Source organism: Kribbella sancticallisti (assembly GCF_039530625.1).
Classification (GTDB): domain Bacteria; phylum Actinomycetota; class Actinomycetes; order Propionibacteriales; family Kribbellaceae; genus Kribbella; species Kribbella sancticallisti.
Genome location: NZ_BAAAOS010000037.1, coordinates 32,987 through 52,618, shown reverse-complemented (window position 1 = coordinate 52,618; position 19,632 = coordinate 32,987). Strand labels below are relative to the sequence as shown.

Annotated in this window: 23 protein-coding genes; 11 read left to right on the top strand and 12 right to left on the bottom strand. The window is 69.0% G+C overall.

The genetic code is table 11. The annotated features are described in order from the left end of the window. Nucleotides 1-23: 23 nt before the first annotated feature. Complete coding sequence (locus ABD255_RS25280; RefSeq protein ID WP_344218110.1) at nt 24-1,010, bottom strand: winged helix-turn-helix domain-containing protein; 987 nt, start codon at nt 1,008-1,010, stop codon at nt 24-26. A gap of 113 nt (nt 1,011-1,123) precedes the next feature. Here ABD255_RS25280 and ABD255_RS25275 point away from each other — a divergent pair, with 113 nt between their 5' ends. After that, entirely contained in the window at nt 1,124-2,071 is a 948-nt protein-coding gene (locus tag ABD255_RS25275; RefSeq protein ID WP_344218108.1) for an SMP-30/gluconolactonase/LRE family protein, read from the top strand. A 2-nt stretch (nt 2,072-2,073) separates the two neighbouring features. On the opposite strand, the gene ABD255_RS25270 is transcribed toward ABD255_RS25275, so the two are convergent. After that, nucleotides 2,074-2,700: an NAD(P)-dependent oxidoreductase gene (locus tag ABD255_RS25270; protein ID WP_344218106.1), complete on the bottom strand. Its 627-nt coding sequence runs from the start codon at nt 2,698-2,700 to the stop codon at nt 2,074-2,076. 82 nt (nt 2,701-2,782) lie between these two features. On the opposite strand from ABD255_RS25270, the gene ABD255_RS25265 reads away from it, so the two are divergent. After that, nucleotides 2,783-3,184 carry a winged helix-turn-helix transcriptional regulator gene (locus ABD255_RS25265; RefSeq protein ID WP_344218104.1) on the top strand — a complete coding sequence of 134 codons (402 nt, stop codon included), beginning with the start codon at nt 2,783-2,785 and terminating at the stop codon, nt 3,182-3,184. Then, nucleotides 3,171-3,623: a MarR family winged helix-turn-helix transcriptional regulator gene (locus ABD255_RS25260; RefSeq protein WP_344218102.1), complete on the top strand. Its 453-nt coding sequence runs from the start codon at nt 3,171-3,173 to the stop codon at nt 3,621-3,623. The genes ABD255_RS25265 and ABD255_RS25260 overlap by 14 nt, the downstream gene beginning before the upstream one ends. Here the strand turns inward: ABD255_RS25260 and ABD255_RS25255 are convergent. Next, complete coding sequence (locus tag ABD255_RS25255; protein WP_344218100.1) at nt 3,602-3,760, bottom strand: hypothetical protein; 159 nt, start codon at nt 3,758-3,760, stop codon at nt 3,602-3,604. The two genes, ABD255_RS25260 and ABD255_RS25255, sit on opposite strands and share 22 nt — an antisense overlap. Nucleotides 3,761-4,057: 297 nt before the next feature. Here ABD255_RS25255 and acs point away from each other — a divergent pair, with 297 nt between their 5' ends. Both acs and ABD255_RS25245 read left to right on the top strand, forming a co-directional pair. Further along, the gene (gene acs, locus ABD255_RS25250) at nt 4,058-5,992 is read left to right on the top strand and encodes an acetate--CoA ligase (protein ID WP_344218387.1); all 1,935 of its coding nucleotides are present in this window, start codon (nt 4,058-4,060) and stop codon (nt 5,990-5,992) included. A 65-nt stretch (nt 5,993-6,057) separates the two neighbouring features. After that, a complete protein-coding gene (locus tag ABD255_RS25245) occupies nt 6,058-6,498 on the top strand; it encodes a hypothetical protein (RefSeq protein WP_344218098.1) in 441 nt (146 codons plus the stop codon). An 81-nt stretch (nt 6,499-6,579) separates the two neighbouring features. On the opposite strand, the gene ABD255_RS25240 is transcribed toward ABD255_RS25245, so the two are convergent. Beyond that, entirely contained in the window at nt 6,580-7,338 is a 759-nt protein-coding gene (locus ABD255_RS25240; protein ID WP_344218097.1) for a GntR family transcriptional regulator, read from the bottom strand. Between the two features lie 199 nt (nt 7,339-7,537). On the opposite strand from ABD255_RS25240, the gene ABD255_RS25235 reads away from it, so the two are divergent. From ABD255_RS25235 to ABD255_RS25220, 4 genes are all read left to right on the top strand, one after another. Next, nucleotides 7,538-8,485, top strand: coding sequence for a glutathione S-transferase family protein (locus ABD255_RS25235; protein ID WP_344218095.1), 948 nt, complete (start codon nt 7,538-7,540; stop codon nt 8,483-8,485). Nucleotides 8,486-8,604: 119 nt separating this feature from the next. After that, the gene (gene nhaA, locus ABD255_RS25230) at nt 8,605-9,810 is read left to right on the top strand and encodes a Na+/H+ antiporter NhaA (protein WP_344218093.1); all 1,206 of its coding nucleotides are present in this window, start codon (nt 8,605-8,607) and stop codon (nt 9,808-9,810) included. Nucleotides 9,811-9,865: 55 nt separating this feature from the next. After that, entirely contained in the window at nt 9,866-10,264 is a 399-nt protein-coding gene (locus ABD255_RS25225) for a phage holin family protein (protein WP_344218091.1), read from the top strand. Nucleotides 10,265-10,346: 82 nt separating this feature from the next. After that, nucleotides 10,347-11,198 carry an alpha/beta fold hydrolase gene (locus ABD255_RS25220; RefSeq protein WP_344218089.1) on the top strand — a complete coding sequence of 284 codons (852 nt, stop codon included), beginning with the start codon at nt 10,347-10,349 and terminating at the stop codon, nt 11,196-11,198. Here ABD255_RS25220 and ABD255_RS25215 read toward each other — a convergent pair. Further along, nucleotides 11,166-11,882, bottom strand: a complete 717-nt coding sequence (locus ABD255_RS25215) for a GAF and ANTAR domain-containing protein (protein ID WP_344218087.1) — start codon at nt 11,880-11,882, stop codon at nt 11,166-11,168. The two genes, ABD255_RS25220 and ABD255_RS25215, sit on opposite strands and share 33 nt — an antisense overlap. Nucleotides 11,883-12,096: 214 nt before the next feature. Here ABD255_RS25215 and ABD255_RS25210 point away from each other — a divergent pair, with 214 nt between their 5' ends. Continuing rightward, nucleotides 12,097-12,417, top strand: a complete 321-nt coding sequence (locus ABD255_RS25210; protein ID WP_344218085.1) for a MerR family transcriptional regulator — start codon at nt 12,097-12,099, stop codon at nt 12,415-12,417. A 48-nt stretch (nt 12,418-12,465) separates the two neighbouring features. Here ABD255_RS25210 and ABD255_RS25205 read toward each other — a convergent pair whose 3' ends face one another. The 4 genes from ABD255_RS25205 to nth form a co-directional block, all read right to left on the bottom strand. Next, complete coding sequence (locus ABD255_RS25205; protein ID WP_344218083.1) at nt 12,466-13,638, bottom strand: MarP family serine protease; 1,173 nt, start codon at nt 13,636-13,638, stop codon at nt 12,466-12,468. Continuing rightward, nucleotides 13,635-14,408 carry an NUDIX hydrolase gene (locus ABD255_RS25200; RefSeq protein WP_344218081.1) on the bottom strand — a complete coding sequence of 258 codons (774 nt, stop codon included), beginning with the start codon at nt 14,406-14,408 and terminating at the stop codon, nt 13,635-13,637. The genes ABD255_RS25205 and ABD255_RS25200 overlap by 4 nt, the downstream gene beginning before the upstream one ends. Next, the gene (locus ABD255_RS25195; protein WP_344218079.1) at nt 14,405-14,884 is read right to left on the bottom strand and encodes a TlpA family protein disulfide reductase; all 480 of its coding nucleotides are present in this window, start codon (nt 14,882-14,884) and stop codon (nt 14,405-14,407) included. Before ABD255_RS25195 ends, ABD255_RS25200 begins: the two co-directional genes overlap by 4 nt. 356 nt (nt 14,885-15,240) lie before the next feature. Further along, the gene (gene nth / locus ABD255_RS25190; RefSeq protein ID WP_344218077.1) at nt 15,241-16,026 is read right to left on the bottom strand and encodes an endonuclease III; all 786 of its coding nucleotides are present in this window, start codon (nt 16,024-16,026) and stop codon (nt 15,241-15,243) included. Nucleotides 16,027-16,160: 134 nt separating this feature from the next. Here nth and ABD255_RS25185 point away from each other — a divergent pair, with 134 nt between their 5' ends. After that, nucleotides 16,161-16,838 carry a Crp/Fnr family transcriptional regulator gene (locus tag ABD255_RS25185; RefSeq protein WP_344218075.1) on the top strand — a complete coding sequence of 226 codons (678 nt, stop codon included), beginning with the start codon at nt 16,161-16,163 and terminating at the stop codon, nt 16,836-16,838. Between the two features lie 92 nt (nt 16,839-16,930). On the opposite strand, the gene ABD255_RS25180 is transcribed toward ABD255_RS25185, so the two are convergent. The 3 genes from ABD255_RS25180 to ABD255_RS25170 all read right to left on the bottom strand — a co-directional run bounded on the left by ABD255_RS25180 (nt 16,931) and on the right by ABD255_RS25170 (nt 19,630). Then, complete coding sequence (locus ABD255_RS25180; RefSeq protein WP_344218073.1) at nt 16,931-17,869, bottom strand: type IV toxin-antitoxin system AbiEi family antitoxin domain-containing protein; 939 nt, start codon at nt 17,867-17,869, stop codon at nt 16,931-16,933. 148 nt (nt 17,870-18,017) lie between these two features. Next, complete coding sequence (locus ABD255_RS25175) at nt 18,018-18,803, bottom strand: MBL fold metallo-hydrolase (RefSeq protein WP_344218071.1); 786 nt, start codon at nt 18,801-18,803, stop codon at nt 18,018-18,020. Then, on the bottom strand, nt 18,800-19,630 hold the full coding sequence (locus ABD255_RS25170; protein ID WP_344218069.1) for an NUDIX hydrolase: 831 nt from the start codon (nt 19,628-19,630) through the stop codon (nt 18,800-18,802). Before ABD255_RS25170 ends, ABD255_RS25175 begins: the two co-directional genes overlap by 4 nt. Nucleotides 19,631-19,632: the final 2 nt, after the last annotated feature.

Sequence of the window (19,632 nt, the reverse complement as noted above, 5' to 3'; positions counted from 1 at the left end):
AAACACGGAACGNNNCCGTTTTCTTATGCCTGTTTGGGCTGCAGGAGTTGCGGACTTGGCGAGAGCAGTAGGCGGTGGGCCGTGGGGGTTAGGGAGTGGTGGGCTGTGCCGGCGGTTCGGTGGGTGGTGAGTAGGCCGGCGTTGCGGAGTACTCGGGTGTGGTCGCTGGCTGAGGCTAGGGAGATGCCGGTGCGGCGGGCTAGTTGGGTGGTGCTGGCGCTGGCGGTGAGGGAGCGTAGTACTGCGGCTCTGGTGCGGCCGAGTAGTTCTGCCAGGGCATCTACGTCGACGTCGTCCGCGGAAGGTAGGTCGGCGCAGGGGTAGACGAGGACCGGGCGGCGGTCGGGGGCGTCCAGGACCAGGCATTCGGCTGTGAGGGAGGACGGGTAGAGGAGTAGCCCCCGGCCGGCCAAGTCGACGTCGAGGGTGGGGCCGGCGCCGATCCCGTACGTCGTGAGTACGGGCGCATCCCAGTCGACGTCCGGGTGAAGACCCGTCAGCATGCCGTCTACTCCGCTCTGCAGGAGTGCACGCGAGCGCAGCGCGAGGTCAGCGCCGTAGCGGCGTTCGAGTTCCACCCCGGCCGGCGCCAGTACATCCTGATGAAACTCCCGTACTGCGTTGCCGAGCGCGCGCCGCGACTCCGGAGCACCGGCCAGCAGACCCTTCATATACAGGTCGATCTCCGTCGGCAGATACGGCCCGAGTGCCTCCTGGACCACCTCGGCCGGAGTGTCCATGAGCACGCTCACGGCCGAATCCAGCCCGGGCGCGGGCACCTCCGGCGTGAGAAAGTCGGGGAACTGCCCGCCCGGCCCGATCAGCTTGAACAGCGGACGCATCGACGGGCGGATCAGCGGCGCCACCTCCCGCCGCCACCGGCGCGCGACGGGTGGGATCGCCCGGTCCCCGAGCGCCCGCGCGGCCAGGGCCGCCTCCCAGAGGGGTTCGGGCTCGGCCGGGAACGTCACCCGGGCCAGATCGCCCGCGCTGAAGTGGATCCGGATCATCGTCGCCTCCCTGTACCGGCGATTGTGCCCGCTCGAGGGTCAGTACGGCGTACTGCTTCGGCCCTGGCCGAAACCGGTCGATCCACGAGCACCGATCCGGCCACCCTGAGCCGATGATCCGCAGACGCACCGCCGCCGCAGTACTGCTGGCCGCTCCGCTCCTCCTCACCACCGCCGTCCAACCCTCCGCGGCCCAAGCCGACCAGACCCACCATCACCACCCGCAGACCTACGTGGTCTCGACCACGCCAGGCGACACCCCGGAAGGCATCGAGGTGACCAGGAACGGCACGATCTACGTCACCAGCGTCGGCACCGGCGCGGTCTACCGCGGCACGGTCCGCAGCCCCAACCTCAAGCCGTTCCTGCCAGCCGGCAGCGACGGCCGGACCTCGGCCACCGGCGTCCACGTCGACCGCTGGGGCCGGGTCCTCGTCGCCGGCGCCAGCACCTCGAAGCTCTACATGTACGACGCCCGCGGCCGGTTGCTCGCCATCCGGGCAGCTCAGCAAGGCTCGTTCCTCAACGACTTCACGTTCACCAGCGACGCCGTCTACGTCACCGACTCGGCGCACAACCAGATCTGGCGAGCCACCCTCACCAAGGACGGCCTAGGCCAACTCAAGCCCTGGTTGACCCGCGACAAGATCGAGCCGATCCCGTACTTCCTCAACGGCATCGTCACCGACGGCCGGGCTCTGCTCGTTGGCGAGCAGGGCCAGGACGTCACGTACCGCGTCGACCTGCGAACGAAGGCGGTCCGCCCGTTGGAGGTCACCGGCGCGAACGGCATCCTCTCGGGTGACGGCTACCTGCTGGAAGGACGTCGCCTGTACGCCGTCTACAACGCGGGCGGCGGCAAGTACGTCACCCGCCTGGCCGTGCTCGACCGGGACTGGACGAAGGCGCGGGTGATCGCGGATTCGATGCCAGGGGCAACCAATGCCACCCCGACCACCGTGGCCCGGGACGGGAATCGCCTGCTCTGGGTGAACAGCCAGCTCGACGTGGCACCCGGCACTCCGCCGTACACGGTGTCGGTGGTTCCCGGTCTTAGCTGACGTCAGGCGGGAGCGACGCCGTACTGCGTCCGGTGCTGCCGGCGATCGTCAGGCGCGTCGACCTCGTCGATCAGGGCGATCGCGAGGTCGGCGTACGAGATCCTGCTGTCCGCGGCGGCGGGGACTACGCGGTATCCGCCGGTGCGCTCGGGATGCTCGTGGTCGAAGTCGCCGGCCGGGGCGATCGAGACCCAGTCCAGCTCCGAGCTCGCGAACACGTCGGCCGCGGCTGCGTGGGCGAGGAAGAAGACGCGGTAGTCCTGCGGATAGCCGGGCGTGTCCATCAGCAGTGTGCCGACCACCGTCGGCAGGAGCGGCGTCAGCCCGACCCAGACCAGCCGCGGCACACCTGCCTTGGTGAGACCGTCGACCAGCGCCCCAGCCGCCGTCGGGAAGAAGACCGCCGGATCGCCACCTCCGTCGTAGACCGCCGCAACCACCGCGTCGTGACCGGCCGCGAGCTCAGCGACCCGCGCCGCATCCGTCACATCGCCCGCGACCGCGTCGAGATCCGCGTACTTGCTGGGGTTTCTCACCGCGGCAGTCACCTCGTGCCCGCGCCGCCGCGCCTCCTCGACGGCCGCCCTGCCTGCTCGTCCACCCGCGCCGAATACCAGCACCTTGCTCATCTGTGCTCCGCTTCGATCGGTTGCTGCGGCCGACCGTAGGCGGAGAGGTGGTTACCGATCGGATACTCACTACGCTGGTGAAATGGAATCGCTGCGGCCGGACATGTTCGACGAACTCTGCCCGTCCACGCTGAACCCGATCCGGTTCGCGGGCGACAAGTGGGCGCCGCTGGTGATCCGCTGCCTGGAGGACGGCCCCCGCCGATACTCCGAACTGCGCGTCCCGCTGCACCGGGTCACCCCGAAGGTGCTGACCCAGTCCCTGCGCTCGCTCGAGCGCGACGGATTCGTCCGCCGGACGGAGTACGCCGTACCGGTCCGGCGGGTGGTCTACGAACTGACACCCCTGGGCCACAGCATGCTCGAGCCGATGCGGGTTGCCTGCGAGTGGGCCGCCGACCACTGGGACGAACTTCTCGACGCCCGCGAGCTATCGTTGGCCAACCCAACGGATCGCTACACTCGCCACCATGGCAACGGATGACTTGGCCCCCGCGGCGCTGAAGAAGCTGCCGAGTTGGCTGCTCACCCAGTCCGCGGCGCACGCCCACCGGATCATCAGCGAGGCCTTCGCCGCCGGCGAGGCCCGCGGCTATCACTACCGACTGCTGGCGACCCTGGCCGAGTTCGGCCCGCAGAGCCAGGCCTCCCTCGGCCGCCGTACCGGCATCGACCGCAGCGACGTCGTAGCAGCCATCAACGAACTCTCCGCCGCCAACTACGTCGAACGCTCCCCCGACCCCACCGACGGCCGTCGCAACATCATCACTCTCACCCCCACCGGCCAAGCCCAACTCAACCGCCTCGAAGCACTCGTTCAACAGGCCCAGAACACCCTCTTCGCTTCGCTCTCCCCCTCAGAGCGAGGCGAACTGACCCGCCTGCTGACCAAGGTCCTCGATCACCACGCGGCGGGGAGTTGAGCGCGGAGGGTGCGGTGGGTGCGGCGGATGCGGCGTTCGCGGGCGTGGACGCGGCGGCGGGCGGCGCGGGAGATCTTGCGGCGCGCCTCGGCCGGGTCCGTCGAAGCGGACGGGTACTGCGCGGTCGCGGCATGCATCACGGGATCTCCTCTGTCTCACGGGTCTCACGGGGTGGAACATGTGCTCCGATGCGGCGCGGGGCCGGGTGGTTCCCGTGATGTGATGGGGTTCACGCAGAACGCCGTTCGACCGGCGGCGGTCTCCGTTCGGCGCAGATCGGGGGCGGCTGGGCGACGCACCAGTACCGCGGCTGGTCCGGCGTTGGTAGAAAGGTGACCGGAGCGCCAGGCGTTCCGCTGTCTTGCAGCTCTCAACGAGGAGTCCGCGACGTGACCAGTTCCGAGTCCCACCAGTCCGATGCGCTGTCGAACCTGATGCACGAGGAGCGCCGGTTCGAGCCGCCGGCCGAGCTCGCCGCGAACGCGAACGTCAAGGCGGACGCGTACGAGGCGGCCGACGCCGATTTCGAGGGCTTCTGGGCGGAGCAGGCGAAGCGGCTGAGCTGGGCCGTCGAGCCCACCCAGACGCTGGACTGGAGCAACCCGCCGTTCGCCAAGTGGTACGCCGACGGCAAGCTGAACGCGGCGTACAACTGCGTCGACCGGCACGTCGAGAACGGCCTCGGCGACAAGGTCGCGTACTACTTCGAGGGCGAGCCCGGCGACACCCGCGAGATCACCTACGCCCAACTGAAGGACGAGGTCAGCAAGGCGGCCAACGCGCTGGTCGAGCTGAACGTCCAGGCCGGCGACGTGGTCGCGATCTACATGCCGATGATCCCCGAGACCGTGGTGGCGATGCTCGCCTGCGCCCGGATCGGCGCCCCGCACACGGTCATCTTCGGCGGCTTCTCCGCGGACGCGCTGAAGGGCCGGATCCTGGACTGCGACGCGCGCGTGGTGATCACCTCCGACGGCGGTTACCGCCGGGGCGCTCCGGCGGCGTTGAAGCCCGCGGTGGACGCCGCGCTGGTGGACTGCCCCGACGTACGCAATGTGCTGGTGGTGAAGCGCACCGGCCAGGAGACCGCCATGGTCGAGAACCGCGACCTGTGGTGGGAGGACTTCGTCGGCAAGCAGTCGACCGAGCACACGCCCGAGGCGTTCGACGCCGAGCACCCGCTGTACGTGATGTACACGTCCGGCAGCACGGGCAAGCCGAAGGGCATCCTGCACACGACCGGTGGCTACCTGGTCGGTACGGCGTACACGCAGTGGGCCGTCTTCGACCTCAAGGCCGACACCGACATCTACTGGACCGCCGCCGACATCGGCTGGGTGACCGGCCACAGCTACATCGTGTACGGCGCACTCGCGAACGCGACCACGTCCGTCCTCTACGAAGGCACCCCGGACACCCCGCACCAGGGTCGCTGGTGGGAGATCATCCAGAAGTACAAGGTCTCCATCCTGTACTGCGCTCCGACCGCGATCCGCACCTTCATGAAGTGGGGCAAGGAGATCCCGGAGAAGTTCGACCTGTCGAGCCTGCGGGTGATCGGGTCCGTGGGTGAGCCGATCAACCCCGAGGCCTACATCTGGTACCGGGAGAACATCGGCGGCAACAAGGCGCCGGTGGTCGACACCTGGTGGCAGACCGAGACCGGCATGCACATGATCTCCCCGCTCCCCGGCGTGACCGCGGGCAAGCCGGGTGCCGCGATGAAGGCGATCCCGGGTGTCGCGGCCGAGGTCGTGGACGACGCCGGCCAGCCGGTACCGAACGGCTCCGGCGGCTACCTGGTCCTGACCAAGCCGTGGCCGGCCATGCTGCGCACGCTGTGGGGTGACGACGAGCGCTTCAAGGAAACCTACTGGTCGCGCTTCCCCGGCATGTACTTCGCCGGCGACGGCGCCAAGAAGGACGAGGACGGCGACCTCTGGCTGCTCGGCCGGGTCGACGACGTGATGAACGTGTCCGGCCACCGGCTGTCCACCACCGAGATCGAGTCCGCGCTGGTCTCGCACCCGAAGGTCGCCGAGGCGGCTGTCGTGGGCGCGTCCGACCCGACCACCGGCCAGGCGATCGCGGCCTTCGTCATCCTCCGCTCGGAGGCCGGCGACGGCGGTCCGGACGTGGTCCAGGAACTCCGCAACCACGTCGCCAAGGAGATCGGCCCGATCGCGAAGCCGCGCCAGATCATGGTCGTCGCCGAACTGCCCAAGACCCGGTCGGGCAAGATCATGCGTCGCCTGCTCCGCGACGTGGCCGAGAACCGCGAGGTCGGCGACGTCACCACCCTGGCCGACTCCACCGTGATGGACCTGATCAAGACCAACCTGGAATCCGGCAAGTCCGACGAGGACTGACTCCGCCTGACCTGAAAGACAGCCTGTACGCCGTACTTCGGCGTACAGGCTGTCATCATCTGGGGATGACCGCCCTGATCGCCATCGTCCACGCCGGCCTGGCCGCTGCCTGGGTGGGTGGCATGGCCTACTCGCTGTTCGTCGTCCAGCCCAAGCTGAAGAAGTTCTTCGGCCCGGCCGAGGACGACCGCGAGGCCCTGACCGCAGTAATTGCCTCAGGCAACCGCTGGAAGGTACTCGGCCTGATCATGGTGATCGCCGCCACCGGCCTCGCCCTCCTCCTGCTCGACACCGAGCGCTGGTGGCTGCACGTGATCAAGGCCGTCTTGTTGCTGGCAGCAACGGCGATCTTCTGGTACGTCTCCTGGCGCCATTGGCCCCGCCGCGTTTTCGCCACCAGCACGGAACGCCCTTCCCTGCAACGCCAACTACTCACCCTCGCCATCATCATGCTGACCCTGGCCGGAACCGCCTTCGCGTTAGGTGTCGCGTCGGTCCACCTCTGAGCAGTTTGATGAGCGAGCGCGGGCGGGCGCCCAAGGTGTTGCGCAGCCTCAACTCGTGATCGGTTTCCCGATTCGCAGGAATCAGGTAGCGCGGTAGGCGATGGTGATGTCGTAGCGGTCGGAGCGGTAGATCGAGCGACCGAACTCGATCACCTCACCGGACGCGGTGCGCGGCGCCGACGTGATGATGAGGCACGGCGTGGTGTCGTCGATGCCCAGGAGTTGGCGGTCCGCCTCGTCCGGCGCGGCCGCGATGATGGAGGCGGAGACCATGCCGAGGGTGACACCCCAGCGAGAAGACAGCGAGTCGTAGAGCGAGACGGCGCTCAGGTCCAACTCGTCCAGGCCCGGATAGCGGCGCAGGGAGAGGGAGGTCCGCTCAACCGCCATCGGCTCGCCGTCCGCGGTGCGCAGACGGACCAGGTGCAGCACCGGAGTACCGACCGGCTCTTCCAGTTCGGCGGCCAAAGTCTCGTCGGCGGTGCCGATGCGGTGCTCGAGGACCTTGGCGCCAGGGGTGATGCCGCGGGCGCGCATGTCCTCGCTGAAGGACGACGTGAGCATGCGAGCCGGCCGTGGCTCGGCGACGAACGTGCCGCCACCAGGACGACGAGCGGCCAGGCCCTCGGCGACAACCCGGTCCACCTCTTGGCGCACGGTCATCCGCGCGACCCCGAAGCGCTCGGCCAGCACCCGCTCGGAGGGCAGTACGGTGCCGGCTGCCAGCGTGCGGGTGAGCGTCAGAAGAATCTCGCGGATCTGGTCACCCTTCGGCCGGTCGGTGCGGAGTTCGGTGGGGAGCTCCGCGAGATCACCGGGGTTGTTCCTGGGGCGGGCCATGGCGTCAGTATCCCTGGGATTGTGTCCGGCAAACCGGTTGCCGGGGGCCGCGAGCCGCCGTGCGGGCTCCTGATCTTGTCACCAACTGTGTCAACCAACCGCTCTAGGGCGTGTCTGGCGCTTCCCTGAACCGACAGTACTGTCCGGTTCCCCAGGACGGCCAGTAACCATCTAATCAAGCCTGGGTAGTTTTGACGACATGACTCCCGCACAGTTCGTCACCGAGAGCGCGCCCTCCGGAGAGTGGAAACGACAGGGCAACAGGTTCACCGGCCGGATCAGCCGAGACTCCGCGTCGGCACCCGGCGAGGGACCCGACGAGCACGGCCGCTGGCCGGTCGAGCCGGGCCGGTACCGGTTGGTGGTCTCCCTGGCCTGCCCGTGGGCGCATCGCTCCCTGATCGTACGGAAACTGCTCGGCTTGGAGGACGCGATCAGTCTGGCGATCGTCGACCCGATCCGCGACGAGCAGGGCTGGCGGTTCACCCTCGACCCGGACGGCCGGGACCCGGTCCTGGGGATCAGCTATCTGTCCGAGGTCTACCTCGCCACCGACCCGCAGTACGAGGGGCGGGTGACTGTGCCGGCGATCGTGGACACCGTGACCGGGCAGGTCGTGACGAACGACTATCCCCAGATCACTCTCGACCTGTCGACCGAGTGGATCGACTTCCACCGCCCGGGCGCGCCGGATCTGATTCCGGCCGAGCGAGAGGAGATGGATCAGCTGATCGAAGAGATCTACGCGGACGTGAACAACGGCGTCTATCGCTGCGGCTTCGCGACCACGCAGGAGACGTACGAGGCGGCGTACGACGCTCTGTTCGCCAGGCTCGATGTGCTCGAGCAGCGGCTGGACGACCGCGACTACCTACTCGGCGACAGCCTCAGCGAGGTCGACGTCCGACTGTTCACCACGTTGGTCCGGTTCGACGCGGTCTACCACGGCCACTTCAAGTGCAACCGCAACAAGCTGACCGAGTTCCCGAACCTGTGGGCCTACGCGCGGCGCCTCTACCAGCAGCCGGGCTTCGGGGAGACGGTCGACTTCGACCAGATCAAGCGGCACTACTACCTGACCCACACCACCATCAACCCGAACGGCATCGTGCCGAAGGGTCCCGACCCTCGCAGCTGGACTGCCTGACCGGTCCGGCTCCGTTAGAATCCCGAGGGAGCCTGACGCCCACCGCGGCCATCGGCTTGGTGTGCCGGGAAGTCTGGTCGGCGATTGGTTCGATCACGCCCGAGCGAAGGGGGCCGCCGGTGCGGTTGCTGCAGAAACGACGAGCGTTCCCACGGATCCTGGGGCCCGAGCGCGCCTTCCTGGCCAGCACATTGCGCGCCGAGACCACCGGTGGCCTAGTTCTTGTCGGTGCGGCCGTGATCGCCCTGATCTGGGCCAACTCTCCTTGGCAGGACGCCTACCACCACCTCCGCGACGCACAGCTCGGGCCGCTGACGGTCGAGCAGTGGGCGACCGACGGCGCCCTGACGCTGTTCTTCTACCTGGCCGGTGTCGAGCTCAAGCGTGAGCTGGTGGTCGGCACCCTGTCGAAGATCAGCGAGGCGGTCGTACCGGTGGTCGCGGCGTTCTGCGGGATGGCGATGCCGGCCCTGATCTACGCGGTGATCAACCTCGTCGACGACGACGGCAAACCGCAGGGCTGGGCGGTGCCGACGGCAACGGATATCGCGTTCGCCCTGGCGGTGCTGGCGATCGTCGGCTCTTCGTTGCCCAGCGCGCTGAGAGCCTTCCTGCTCACGCTCGCGGTGGTCGACGACTTCGGCGCGATCCTGGTGATCGCCGCGTTCTTCTCCCACGGCCTCAACCTGCTGGCCCTGCTCGCCTCCCTGGCTCTGATTGCCGCCTTCTTCCTGCTCCAGCGTTTCAGGGTCCGTACTCCGCTGGTGTACGTTCCACTCGCCTTGGGCGCTTGGTGGTTCATGCACGAGTCCGGCATCCACGCGACGATCGCGGGTGTCGCGCTGGGCCTGGTCACCCGGGTGCTGCGGGATCCGGACGAGACGAGCTCCCCGGCCGAACGGCTCGAGCATCGGCTGCGGCCGTGGTCGGCCGGGGTCGCGGTGCCGGTGTTCGCGCTGTTCGCGGCCGGGGTGACGCTCGGCGGCGACGCACTGCGCGAGATGCTGACGGACCCGGTGGCGATCGGGGTGGTCGCCGGACTGATGTTCGGCAAGATCATCGGGGTCTTCGGCGGGTCGTGGCTGACCGCGCGCTTCACCCGGGCGGAGCTGAACTCCGACCTCGCGTGGCGAGACGTCGGGGCGGTGTCGGTGCTGGCGGGGATCGGTTTCACTGTCGCGCTGCTGATCGCCCAACTGGCCTTCGGCGACGACGTCGCTCAGATCGAACGGGCCAAGGCGGCTGTTCTGGTGGCGTCGTTGCTGTCCGCGTTGATCGCAACGGCGCTGCTGTTCCGGCGGAACCGCGCGTACGCCGAGGATTGAGGCGCGGGTACAGGCTAGGGTCGGGGAACGGACCCGTGGAAGGAGTGCCATGTCGATGGGGCAGACCGAGGATGAGCCCACAGTCGGGCAACTCGTCGCCAACGCCAGCCGGGATCTGTCCAGCCTGGTGCGCAGTGAGGTCGAGCTGGCCAAGACCGAACTGAAGGCGACCGCGGTCGCTGCCGGGACCGGCGTCGGCATGTTCGGCGCGGCCGGCTTCCTGGCCCTGCTGGCGGTCATCCTGCTGTCCATCGCCGCGGCGTACGGGGTGAGCGCGCTCGGGCTGCACCCGGCGCTGTCGTTCGTGATCGTCGCCGTGCTCTACCTGTTGATCGCGCTCGCGCTGGTCCTGGTCGGCAAGCGGATGCTCGGCAAGGCGAAGGGCCCGCAGCGCGCGATCGAGACGTCCAAGGAGTCCGTCGAGGCCCTCAAGTCCATCGGGAAGGGCGACTAGTGGCCGTCGCGCCTGGTGACGACCACTGAGCCCCGCAGGGGTAAGTGACCTACTCGTCGACGGGCCGTGGTCGCATTCGCTGGTGGCGGCCAACGGGGCGCGGTTCCACGTCGCCGAGTGTGGGGCGGCTGACGATCCTCTGGTGCTGTTCCTGCACGGCTTCCCCGAGTTCTGGTGGGCTTGGCGGCATCAACTGCCCGCGGTCGCCGCAGCCGGGTATCGAGCCGTTGCCATGGATCTGCGCGGCTATGGAGCCAGCGACAAGACACCGCGCGGCTACGACCCCTTCACTGTCTCGGCGGACGTGTCCGGCGTCATCCGATCCCTCGGAGCCTCCGACGCGGTGGTGGTCGGCCATGGCTGGGGCGGGTTCGTCGCCTGGTCGGCCGCGGTGCTCACCCCCAAGCAGGTACGGGCTGTCGCGGCCGTCTCAGCGCCACATCCGCTCCTGTTGCTGCGGTCGGGCCAGCCGAAGTCTGTCGCCCAGGTGGGATGGTTCCAGCTGCCGATCTTGCCGGAGCGCCGCCTGCTCGCGCATGACGGGATCCACATCGAACAGTTGCTCCGGGCATGGTCCGCGCAGGGTGGTGACTTCCCGGACGCTGAAGCCTCGCGTCGCTATCGGGCCGCTCTCCAGGTCTGGCCCGCTCCGCACTGCGCTTTGGAGTACCACCGGTGGTTCGTCCGGTCCCGCCTCCGCCCCGACGGCCGCCGGTACTCCGCTCGCATGCGCACCCCGGTCGCAGTACCGGTTCTGCAGGTGCAGGGGGCATTGGATGGCGCGCTGAACCCGGCTACTGCCGCAACTCCTGCTGCGCTGGTCGACGGTCCGCTGCGCTACGAACTACTGACCACAGTCGGGCACTTCCCGCACGAGGAGGCGCCTGCGATGTTCAACGCGCTACTGCTCGACTGGCTCGCCACCCTCGGGTGAGGTGAGCCGGCCGGTGTCGACGAGCAACCTAGCGACATCTCGCAGCTTGACGTTGTTGTCCTGCGAGTAGCGGCGCAGTACTGCGAAGGCCTGGTCCTGGTCGAGGTTGAACCGCTCCATCAGGATGCCCTGCGCCTGGCCGATCAGCTTGCGGGCGTCGATCGCCTGCCACAGCGTCGCCTCTTGACGGGCGGTGCCGACCGCCACCGAGGCATGGCGCGCCAGGATCTGAGCGACGGCGACGTCGTCCGGCTCGAAGGCATCCGGCCTGCTGCTGAAGAGTTCCAGCACTCCGACGGTCTGGTCCCGGATCTGCAACCGGACTGCCAGCACACTGCGCAGCCCGAGCTCGGCCACCGCCTGCGCCCAGGCCGGCCAGCGATCGTCCCGCAGCGTGTCCGGGATCACGATGGCCGCTTCCCGGTCGGCCACGATCGTGGTGGCCGGACCCTCGCCGAGCTCCACCTGCAGCAGGTCCGCCTTCTCCGCCGTCACGTCGGTGGCCGCGCCCGGGTCGATTCCCCCGCGCCGGGCGGCGAGCACGATGCTTGCCTGGCTGCAGTCGACCGCCTTCAAGGCGAAGCGGGCCACCGCCTCGATCGTCTCGACCACACCCTCTTCGGAGTGCAGCTCGAGAGCCAACCGCGCGAAGGCCTCGGCCGTCTCGACCAGGTGCTCCGTCATGCCCCCACCGCCTTGAAATCTATGATCACTGAGACAGATTATTGATTCTCCTGCTTGCAGGAAAATTGTCACTCTTGACGAGAAATAGTCAAGCCATCGAGCCAAGAAAACTGTCCGCTGTGTGGTGGACAGTCGGTAGCGGGCGTTACAATTTCTGGTGCCGCCAACTGGTCCCGGCGACCGGAAACGGTCGGTACCGCTCAACGGGAGACTTATGGCCAGATCGAGGAAACAGCCTCCGAGCCACGAACCGGACAGCTTCGACGACGACAACTACCCGGCCTACACGATGGGGCGGGCGACCGAGATGGTCGGTGTCACGCCGAGCTTTCTCCGTAGCCTGGGTAGCGCCGGGCTGATCCAGCCGCAGCGGTCGAGCGGAGGCCACCGCCGCTACTCACGCCATCAGTTGCGTCTGGCCGCCCGCGCTCGCCAACTGGTCGACGAAGGCACGGCCCTCGACGCCGCCTGCCGCATCATCAGCCTCGAGGATCAACTGGCCGACGCCCAACGGGAGAACTCGGCCGGCAGCTAAGAGCTCACGCCGCGCCCTGTCACCGGCCGGACGGGATGGAGCAGCCGGTCAGGTGCAGCTGCGGGTGGAGACTTCCTGCGTGGCTCGCGCGCCGGCGGCCGCGTCCTCCGCGACCTGCTCGGCCGTGAGGACGTAGCCCGTGCGGTTGTCCTCGACCGACGCGGCGAAGACGACGCCGTACACGGTGCCCTTCGGGGAGATCAGCGGGCCGCCGGAGTTACCAGGACGGACCGAGGCCCAGATGGAGAAGGCCCGCCGCGTCACCGTCTTGTCCCCGTAGATGTCCGGGCCGCGCAGCCGCTCCTCCGAGCGGATCCGGGCCGCCTCGGCGTCGAACGGGCCATTCTCCGGGTAGCCGAGCACCACCGCGGTCGCGTCGGCCTTGCCGTCCAGGTCGAACGCCAGCGGCTTGGCCTCGAGCTCAGGCACGTAGAGCACGGCGATGTCGACGCTGGAGTCGAACAGCACCACGGTCCCGTCGTACTTCTGCCCGTTCACCTCGACCTTCGGCGAACTGACCCCGGCCACCACGTGCGCGTTCGTCATCACCCGCTGCGGCGCGTAGACGAAACCGCTGCCCTCCAGGCCGCGCGAACAGTTCGCCACCCCGGTGACCTTGGCGATCCGGCTGTACGCCGCGCGGACCGCGGGGTTCCGGGCGATCGCGCCGTCCGGCGGCTGGGTGTCGCGGATCCGCTCCGGCACGAACGGGTCGAGGAACCGCGGGAACAGGTCGGTGTTCACCACGTCGTTGAAGGCCTGCAGGGCCCGGTCGGCTCCACTCGGCAGCGCCTGGTCGACCTTGGCGAGCACCTCTGACCCACGTACGGCGGAGGTGACGCTGGGGATCCGCGCGCCGCTCACGGCGACCCCGAGCACCCACGAGACGACCAGGACGGACACGGCGGCCAGCGCGGCGCCGCCGAGCGCGTCGACGGCCTTCACCGGTTTCCAGGAGATCTTGTTTCGGAGCTTCGAGCCGAGCAAGGCCCCGACGGTCCGCCCGATCGAGGCCAGGATCACCACCAGGACCAGGGCCGCGAAGGAGACCTCGACACTCGGGGAGAACTGGTCCAGCACCCGCGGTACGCCGTACACGCCGACGGCCGCGCCTGCCAGCAGCCCGAGCGTCGCGCACGCGCCGAGCACGAATCCCTCGATGTAGCCCGAGATCGCCACCAGCGCGGTCACCACCAGCAGCGCGATATCGAGACCGCTCACTCCACACCCTCCGGACGCCCCAGGTCGTGCTCGATGGCCGTCAGCCGGCGCACATCCTCCGACCGCCGCCCTTCACTCCGCCAGGCCGCCTCGACCAGCCGGTCGGGCAACGGTACGACGTTGGCCGGGTCCCAGTCCCGTTTCCAGCCACCCAGGATCAGCAATTTGTCCAGCAGACCGGCGGTGAAGCCCCAGATGAACAGGTTGCCGATGACAAAAGCGGGTCCGGTGAAACCAGAGGGGTGGAGGCAACTGATCCGGTTGGCGGGATCGGCCAGGGCGGCCAGCGAGACCCGGTGCACAGAGGCCACCTCGGCCGGGTCGACCACCGCGACCGGCGACGGCTCACGCCACCAGCCGAGCACGGGTGCGACGCCGAAGTTGCTCACCGGCACCCACAGCGCGGGCCAGACCGCGAACACCTCGACACCGGCGGGGTCCAGCCCGGTCTCCTCCTCGGCCTCGCGCAGCGCGGTACGGATCGCGCCGTCGACGCCGGGGCCGTCGGCCTCGTCCGTGCGGCCGCCCGGGAACGCCATCTGGCCGGCGTGCGAGCGCAACGTCCAGGCCCGCTCGGTCAGCAGCACGTCCGGACCGTTGCCGTCGACATCGTTGCCATCAGCAAGCAGAATCAGTACTGCCGACGCCCGCACGGCCGGGTCGTCCGGCGGCAGGAAGCGCGACAACTCGCGCGGGTCGACGGTCTTGGACGCGGTCGCGAGGGTCTGCAACCAGGCCGGCAGCTCCACATCGAAGGTCGTGCTGGTCACCAGGTCACCCCGAGCTTGTCTCGCACCAATTGGTCCAGCTGCTGCTGCGACGTGAGCACGCCGCGATGGACATGGACGACCTTGCCGTCCTCGTCGACGAACGCGGTCAACGGCGGTCCCCCGATCCGGAGCGGTTGCTGGGTCAGCTTGTCGGGGTCGACCAGGTGCGGATAGTCCCACTTCTGCTCGATCGCGAACCGCACAGCGAGCTCGGGCCGCGGGTCGGCGTAGTCGATTCCGAGCAGCTTGACCTTGCCCCCGGCCCTCTTCTGCAGCTCGGCGAGATAGGGCGCCTCGTCTCGGCACGGACCACACCACTGCGCCCAGACGTTGACGACCAGCGGACCCCGGAGGTCCGCGAGCCGGATGTCCGGGCCTGCGCCGAGGCACGGCAGGCTGACATCCGGGAGAGCGTTGGAGACCGGCGGCTTCGACGGAGTGCTCGGGCACTGCGCCAGCTTCTCCGCGCCTGCCACATTCCGACTCCGAGACTCAGCAACACTTGGCGACTCCGCCGCTCCGTCCCCAGCCGGCTGCTCCCCACAGGCCGCCAGCACACCCAACAAAACCACCAGCCCAACCGCCCGCAGCAGCCGGCTTTCGCGCGGCGACCGGCCGCCGCTGGGCGGCGAGCCGAGGTCGCCCAGAGCGACCGGTCGGAGCCCAGGCAATGACCCAGCATGCCTTCCCGCGCGGCGTCGCTCCGCGCGCCGAAACAACTCCCGCCCGCGGCGAAGCGCCGCGCCGGCTGGCGAGACAGCGCCGGGCTCGCCCGACCGCGCAGTACCAGCAGCCGGCGCGGTGCGCGGGTGGAGTGGAGGCGGGGTGTGGTTCACGCGGGGGTCTTCACCAGCTTGGCGGCTAGGTCTGGGTCGGTGGGACCCGCGCCGAAGGACGGGCACCACTGGGCGATCGGGCAGGCGCCGCAGGCGGGCTTCTTGGCGTGGCAGCGGCGGCGGCCGTGGAAGATCAGCCGGTGCGACAGCATGGTCCAGTCCTTCTTCGGGAACAGCGCCCCGATCAGGTGCTCGACCTTGACCGGGTCCTCCTCCTCGGTCCACCCGAACCGGCGGACCAGCCGGCCGAAGTGCGTGTCGACGGTGATGCCTGGGACCCCGAAGGCGTTGCCGAGGACGACGTTCGCGGTCTTGCGGCCGGTGCCGGGGAGCTTGACCAACTCCTCCAGCTTGTCCGGGACCACCCCGTCGTACTCGTCGACCAGCGCCTGGCCGAGCTTCAGCAGGCTGTTCGTCTTGGCCCGGAAGAAGCCGGTCGGCTTGAGGATCGTCTCCATCTCCTCCCGGTCGGCCTCCGCGTACGCCTTGGCGTCCGGGTACTTCGCGAACAGGGTCGGGGTGACCTTGTTGACCATGACGTCGGTGGTCTGGGCGGACAGGATGGTGGCGACGAGCAACTCGAGCGGGGTGGTGAAGTCCAGCTCGCAGTGAGCATCCGGATACGTCTCGGTGAGCACCTTGTGCATCTTGCGGGCCCGGCGGACCAGCTGGGTCGGCGTCTCGTCGGCGAAGACGGGGGCTTTGCGGGGCAGCTTCAGGGGCACCGCGGGGGCTGTCTGCAGGGGTGCGGGCGCCGGGGCCGCGACACGCTGGGTGGGCATGCAGGCCAGCCTACGTGGCGGTGCCGACACCCGAGGGGCTACGGTTTTGGGGCAACCGGGTGTGTTCGGTCCGGTGCCGAGAGGGTGGCAGCCCTTTCGCAGGCTTGTGGTCAAAGGTCCGAGGAGGCCCATTCGTGGACGCCGCAGTGCTCCGACAGGCACCGCTGTTCAGTCAGCTCGACGACGAGGCAGCCGAAGCGCTGACCGCCTCGATGACGGAGAGCAGGCTGCGCCGCGGCCAGGTGCTGTTCCACGAGGGCGACTCCGGCGACCGGCTGTTCGTCGTCGTCGAGGGCAAGGTCAAGCTCGGCCGCACCTCCGCGGACGGCCGGGAGAACCTGATCGCCGTGCTCGGCCCCGGCCAGATGTTCGGCGAGCTGTCGCTGTTCGACCCGGGCCCGCGCTCAGCCACCGTCACCGCCGTCACCGACGCTTCGATGATGTCGCTGACCCACGACGAGCTGCTGCGCTGGCTGGCCGGCCGCCCTGAGGTGGCCCGCGGTCTGCTCCTGCAGCTCGCGTCCCGCCTCCGCAAGGTCTCCGACGTCGTGGCCGACCTGGTCTTCTCCGACGTGCCCGGCCGTGTCGCCAAGGCCCTGCTGGACCTGGCCAGCCGCTTCGGCCGCACCGCCGACGACGGCGTACACGTTCACCACGACCTGACCCAGGAGGAGCTGGCCCAACTGGTCGGCGCCTCCCGCGAGACCGTCAACAAGGCCCTAGCCGACTTCGCCTCCCGCGGCTGGGTCCGGCTTGAGCCCCGCTCGGTAGTCCTCCTGGACGTGGACCGCCTCCAGCGCCGCGCCCGCTGATCCCCTCCCTTCTGAGGGCTTAACCCCTCAGAAGGTGGGTTGCACCACTGGAGACTCGGGGGGCAACCCAGCAGCTCAGGGGTTGGCCCACCTCAGCCAGTACGGCGGGAGCGGGCGAAGGCGCGACGGATTCGTACGGCGACGTCGGCGGGCCGGGCCAGATCGGCCCAGGTGATCCGGACCACTTCGAGACCGAGTGTCCGGAGGCGGTCCTCGCGTAGCTTCTCCTTGACCAGGATCTCCCGCGAACCGCCCGCGTACTTCACCAGCCCATCGAACTCGACAACGGTGCCGTGGTCCGGGAAGTAGAAGTCGACTCGGGCGATGAACCCGTCGGCGTCCGCGAAATCCACCTGCAGCCGCGGCGCGGGTAGGCCGTGGTTGTCCAGCAGTACCCGCAGCCGTGATTCTCCGACCGACTCGGACAGCGGATCAGCGAACGCGAGAGCTGCCCTGGCCGTAGCGCTTCCCGGCCAGAACTCGATTCTGCCGAGTATCCCCTCAACCGTGAAGCGATGGTCGCGGAGCGCGGCATCCGCACAGACCACAACCGCTTCGAACGACGCAGTACAAGCCGTTTCGGCGAGGGCACGCGACATCGTGGTCACCGTCAGCCCACCGATCGACGTCAGTTCGGTGGAAGCAAGCTTGCCCCGGTGATGTCGGACCCCGGCGATCAGCCCTCCGCGGCGTCCGTCCAGCCGACTGATCTGCACCTCGTTCAGATCCACGCCCCACAGCGGCAGACCGTGCAGGACCAAGGCCGACTGGTGGCTCAGAGCAACGGTCCCGGGTCTCATCGAATTCGCGACGGCATAGGCCAGCCGCCGGTGTCGCCAGAGCTCCCGATCCCAGGGAGCAAGGTGCCCCAGATCCACCCGCTCGGCGTACTGGCCGTAGCGAACCTTCTCCCAGCGCCCGTCACCAAGCCGCTCGCGCAGGAGTTCACGGGTGTAGCCGCACTCGAAGGCCTGCGCACGGCTGAACACGCCGCCTTGCCCCGCCGCCACCACCTTCAACTTCTGATTCACCTCCCAAGCATCACCGCGCCACCCCGCCGCGCGCTGCCCCCTCTACCCCGACTTGTGGATAACCTCCCTTTGAGGGGATAACCCCTGCGGAGCGTGGCTGCCCGCCGAGATTCTGGCCGGGCAACCCAGCCTCTGAGGGGTTAACCCCTCAACGGGCGTTCAGGTAGTCGAGCTGGGCGCGGACCGATCGTTCGGCGGCGGGCCAGAGGATGGGGTCGACGTCGGAGTAGACGTGTCGGACGATCGCCTCGGGGGTGGTGTGGCCGTCAGCGGTCGCCGCGCGGACCTGTTCCAGGCGTTCGTGCCGGTGCTCCAGGTAATAGGTCAGTACTGCGCCCGGGTCGTCGATGACCGGGCCGTGGCCGGGGAGCAGGCGGGCGACGCCGGCCGGAGAGTTCGCGAAGGCCCGGAGGCTTTCGAGGGACTCCAGGTAGGGGCCCAGGGCACCGTCCGGGTGGGCGACCACCGAGGTGCCTCGGCCCAGGACGGTGTCGCCGGTCAGCAGTGAGCCGTCCTGGGGAAGCCAGAAGCAGACCGAGTCCATCGTGTGCCCAGGAGTCGGCAGAACTTCGATGCGCAGTTCGCCCGAGGTGATCACGTCCCCCTCGGCCAGGCCGTGCGCGTGGTCCGTGGGGATCCGGAAGGCCGGGTCCACCGAGCGGACCCCGCAGTCGGCCCGCTGGGCGAACCAGGCGGCCCCTTCGGAGTGATCGAAGTGACCGTGGGTCAACAGAACCACCGACACGGAGTACTGCGCGACTGCGTCGAGCACGGCGCGCAGGTGCTCCTCCAGCATCGGGCCGGGATCCACCACGACGACGCTGCCGGACTCGGGAGCTCGCAGGATCCAGGTGTTCGTGCCGTCCAGGGTCATCGGCCCGGGATTCGCGGCGAGCACCCTGCTCGCGTACTCGGTGACGACCTCGACTGTCATGTGGTCTCCAGGTAGGCCTGGTCGTCCTCCACCCGCACGGTGGGCAGGATCGGGCGGATCTCGCGGTCGGTGGACGCCGCCAGCGCGTCGGCGACGGCGCCGTACGGGATGAGGTCGCGGCAGCACAGGTAGGTCGGCGGGAGCATCAGCATCTCGCCCGCCTCGACGGCGCGTACTGCGTCCGCCGGGCGCATCCACGCGACCTGGTCGGACTCACTCGTCACGTCCCGGGTGACCTGGCCGGCCGGGAGGGCGGCGACGAAGAAGCGGGTGTCGTAGCGGCGGGGCTCGAACTCCGGGGTGATCCAGTGCGCCCAGGCGCCGAGCAGGTCGGCGCGCAGTACGAGGCCGCGACGGTGCAGGAAGTCCGCGAATCCGAGTTCGCGGGTCTCCAGCGCGACGCGGTCGGCCTCCCAGTCGTCGCCGGTGGTGTCGCCGACGATGGACGCGGTCGACCGGCCGGCCAGCAGGACACCGGATTCCTCGAAGGTCTCCCGTACGGCGGCCGCCACGTAAGCCGCCGCTGTCTCAGGTGAACAGCCGAGTCGCTCGCCGAACCACTCGGGCGACGGGCCCGACCACGAGTCGGCGATCGACGAGTCGGTGGGGTCGACGCGACCACCGGGGAACACGGTCATCCCGGCCGCGAACGCCATCGTCTGCCGGCGACGCAGCAGGTAGACCTCGGGTCCGTCGGTGCGGTCGCGCAGCAGGATGACGGTCGACGCCGGACGAGGCTCAGCCGCGGTACGGCCCTCGCGCTCGAACGCGAGGGCCTCAGCGGCCATCCGCCCAGCCAGTAGCTGCGACTTCAGGTCCCGGACCATGG

Excerpts from the sequence above, each read along its gene's own strand:
- ABD255_RS25280 (WP_344218110.1), bottom strand. The coding sequence starts at position 1,010 with ATGATCCGGATCCACTTCAGCGCGGGCGATCTGGCCCGGGTGACGTTC.
- ABD255_RS25275 (WP_344218108.1), top strand. The coding sequence starts at position 1,124 with ATGATCCGCAGACGCACCGCCGCCGCAGTACTGCTGGCCGCTCCGCTC.
- ABD255_RS25270 (WP_344218106.1), bottom strand. The coding sequence starts at position 2,700 with ATGAGCAAGGTGCTGGTATTCGGCGCGGGTGGACGAGCAGGCAGGGCG.
- ABD255_RS25265 (WP_344218104.1), top strand. The coding sequence starts at position 2,783 with ATGGAATCGCTGCGGCCGGACATGTTCGACGAACTCTGCCCGTCCACG.
- ABD255_RS25260 (WP_344218102.1), top strand. The coding sequence starts at position 3,171 with ATGGCAACGGATGACTTGGCCCCCGCGGCGCTGAAGAAGCTGCCGAGT.
- ABD255_RS25255 (WP_344218100.1), bottom strand. The coding sequence starts at position 3,760 with ATGCATGCCGCGACCGCGCAGTACCCGTCCGCTTCGACGGACCCGGCC.
- acs (WP_344218387.1), top strand. The coding sequence starts at position 4,058 with ATGCACGAGGAGCGCCGGTTCGAGCCGCCGGCCGAGCTCGCCGCGAAC.
- ABD255_RS25245 (WP_344218098.1), top strand. The coding sequence starts at position 6,058 with ATGACCGCCCTGATCGCCATCGTCCACGCCGGCCTGGCCGCTGCCTGG.
- ABD255_RS25240 (WP_344218097.1), bottom strand. The coding sequence starts at position 7,338 with ATGGCCCGCCCCAGGAACAACCCCGGTGATCTCGCGGAGCTCCCCACC.
- ABD255_RS25235 (WP_344218095.1), top strand. The coding sequence starts at position 7,538 with ATGACTCCCGCACAGTTCGTCACCGAGAGCGCGCCCTCCGGAGAGTGG.
- ABD255_RS25225 (WP_344218091.1), top strand. The coding sequence starts at position 9,866 with ATGGGGCAGACCGAGGATGAGCCCACAGTCGGGCAACTCGTCGCCAAC.
- ABD255_RS25215 (WP_344218087.1), bottom strand. The coding sequence starts at position 11,882 with ATGACGGAGCACCTGGTCGAGACGGCCGAGGCCTTCGCGCGGTTGGCT.
- ABD255_RS25210 (WP_344218085.1), top strand. The coding sequence starts at position 12,097 with ATGGCCAGATCGAGGAAACAGCCTCCGAGCCACGAACCGGACAGCTTC.
- nth (WP_344218077.1), bottom strand. The coding sequence starts at position 16,026 with ATGCCCACCCAGCGTGTCGCGGCCCCGGCGCCCGCACCCCTGCAGACA.
- ABD255_RS25175 (WP_344218071.1), bottom strand. The coding sequence starts at position 18,803 with ATGACAGTCGAGGTCGTCACCGAGTACGCGAGCAGGGTGCTCGCCGCG.
- ABD255_RS25170 (WP_344218069.1), bottom strand. The coding sequence starts at position 19,630 with ATGGTCCGGGACCTGAAGTCGCAGCTACTGGCTGGGCGGATGGCCGCT.